Source organism: Geodermatophilus obscurus, assembly GCF_900143215.1.
GTDB classification, from domain to species: Bacteria; Actinomycetota; Actinomycetes; order Mycobacteriales; family Geodermatophilaceae; genus Geodermatophilus; species Geodermatophilus obscurus_A.
In genome coordinates, this window is the sequence record NZ_FRDM01000092.1 from 1 (window position 1) to 2,010 (window position 2,010).

General features: G+C 73.2%; 3 protein-coding genes. All 3 read left to right on the plus strand.

The window, feature by feature from the left end; genetic code table 11:
- Positions 1-25 precede the first annotated feature (25 nt).
- Positions 26-154: a hypothetical protein gene (locus BUB17_RS25085; RefSeq protein ID WP_244277482.1), complete on the plus strand. Its 129-nt coding sequence runs from the start codon at positions 26-28 to the stop codon at positions 152-154.
- On the plus strand, positions 147-1,292 hold the full coding sequence (yidC, locus tag BUB17_RS25090; protein ID WP_072921567.1) for a membrane protein insertase YidC: 1,146 nt from the start codon (positions 147-149) through the stop codon (positions 1,290-1,292). The genes BUB17_RS25085 and yidC overlap by 8 nt, the downstream gene beginning before the upstream one ends.
- 92 nt (positions 1,293-1,384) lie before the next feature.
- Positions 1,385-2,010: Jag family protein (locus BUB17_RS25095; RefSeq protein ID WP_072921569.1), on the plus strand; the 626-nt coding region annotated here is incomplete at its 3' end.

Sequence of the window (2,010 nt, forward strand, 5' to 3'; positions counted from 1 at the left end):
GGGCAGCTGGCTGGCGCTGCGCCGGCTGCTCAAGTGCGCGCCCTGGCACCCTGGTGGCCTCGACCTGGTGCCGCCGGCCCGCACACCCGGAACCGTTCGACCCGTCCCGTCGGCACCCCGCCGGGCCCCGCAGGAGGAGTCCCCCCGTGCTTGACTGGCTGTACACCGCCATCTCGTGGGTCATGGCCCGGTGGCACGCGCTGTGGAGCCTCGTCTTCGACGACCCCGCGGCCGGAACCGGGCTGTCGGGCCTGGCCTGGGCGCTGTCGATCGTCTTCCTCGTCGTCACCGTGCGGTTGATCCTCTTCCCGCTGTTCGTCAAGCAGGTCAAGTCCCAGCGGGCGATGCAGGAGCTCCAGCCGGAGATCGCGCGGCTGCGCAAGCAGTACGGCAGCGACCGGCAGGGCTTCAGCGAGGCGATGCTCAAGATGCAGCGCGAGCGTGGGGTCAGCCCGCTCGCCGGCTGCCTGCCGATCCTGCCGCAGATCCCGATCTTCCTGTCGCTCTTCCACGTGCTGCGACGGCTCGCCCCCGACGCCCAGGGCCTCTACAGCTGGAACGACGAGCTCACCGACGAGGCGGCGCGGGCGCCGTTCTTCGGAGCGCCGATCTCCTCCTCGTTCTTCATGAGCGGGGCCAAGGAGCAGGCGATCCTCGACATCACCGGCGGCTACGGCCAGATCCGGGTCGTCGCGTTCCTGCTCATCGTGATCATGAGCTTCACGACCTTCTTCACGCAGAAGCAGATCATGCGCCGCTCCGGTCCGGTCGAGGGCCAGGCCGCGATGGTGCAGAAGATGCTGCTCTACGTGATGCCGCTGGGCCTGTTCGTCTCCGGCTTCCTGTTCCCGATCGGCGTCCTCCTCTACTGGTTCACCAACAACCTGTGGACCCTGGGTCAGCAGTACTTCATCCTGCGCAAGATGCCGCCGCCCGGCTCCGACGCCGCCAAGGCCAAGGCGGCCGCGGAGAAGCCGGCCGTCGACCCCAAGGCGCTGGCCCCCCGGCCCGGCGCCAAGCCGGTCCGCCCGAAGAGCGGCCGCACCACCGCCCCGGCCTCCACGGTCGACGTGGCGAACCCGACCGGTGACGCCGTGGCCGACACCCCTGCGCCCGCCGGCCCGGCGGACGACGGCACTGCCACCCCCACCGGCGCAACCGCTGCCGGTGCCACCGCTGCCGGCGCCGACGGCCCGTCGTCGGCCGCCCGCCCCACGGGCGGGCGCCCGCGGACCGGTGCCGGACGCGGCAGCCAGGGCCCGGCCAACCGCGGCAAGCGCAAGCGCCGCTGATCCGGCGCGCGTGGCGTCCCCGTCGGGCGCCCGCGCCGGCCACCGACCACCGGGGCTGACCCCGGACGCCGCACCCACTCGGAGGACACGCCATGAGCGCCCCACAGCACCCCACCGAGCCGGCCGGCCTCACCAGTGAGGCCACCTCCGGCGCGGTCCTGAGCCCGGTGCCCGCCGACGCCGGGGTCCCCGCGCAGCCGGACCTGCCCGACCCCGACGACGACGGCACGGACGCCGCGGTCGAGCCGGCGGACGTGGCCGAGGACGACGAGAGCGATGACGAGGGCGCGGACGACCTGCTGGTCCGTGAGGGCGACGTCGCCGGTGACTACCTGGAGCGGCTGCTCGACATCCTCGACGTGGACGGCGACATCGACCTCGACGTCGAGGGCGACCGGGCGTCGGTGGCGATCGTCGGTGGCGACCTCCAGGACCTGGTGGGCTCCGACGGTGCGGTGCTGGAGGCGTTGCAGGAGCTCACCCGGCTCGCCGTCGCCCAGTCCACCGGCGTGCGCAGCCGGTTGATGCTCGACATCAGCGGTTTCCGTGCCCGGCGCCGGGCTGACCTGACCTCGCTGGCCGCCGAGACGGCCCGCCGGGTGGCCAGCAGCGGGAAGCCGGAGCGGCTCTCGGCGATGAACCCGTTCGAGCGCAAGGTCGTGCACGACGTCATCGCCGGGATCTCCGGCGTGCACAGCGAGTCGGAGGGCGAGGAGCC